This is a genomic window from Winogradskyella poriferorum, assembly GCF_050618035.1.
GTDB lineage: Bacteria > Bacteroidota > Bacteroidia > Flavobacteriales > Flavobacteriaceae > Winogradskyella > Winogradskyella poriferorum_A.
Genome location: NZ_JBODPY010000261.1, coordinates 1 through 218 on the forward strand (window position 1 = coordinate 1; position 218 = coordinate 218).

At 39.0% G+C, this 218-nt stretch carries 1 protein-coding gene; it reads right to left on the bottom strand.

What is annotated here, in order from left to right:
• Positions 1-218, bottom strand: a 218-nt coding sequence (locus ACRHOC_RS15695; protein ID WP_431159501.1) for a hypothetical protein, incomplete at both ends; no start/stop codon positions are given.

Consider the following 218-nt stretch of genomic DNA (forward strand, 5'->3'; position numbering starts at 1 on the left):
ATCGATATCTTACGCGGCTTAAGTGTACTTACTCCTTTTTCCTTAAGCTCAATGCGCTTCACAGAGTATTTAGTCACCAAATTACCCCTTGTTGAACGTCCTTTGATTATGATGTCTGCAAAGTCCATATCCCACTTCAGCTTTTTTATGCTTCCAGCTTGTCTAAGATTTACAGTAACTATTTCAGCTTCACCATTAGGGTTTGCTGAGAAATACCA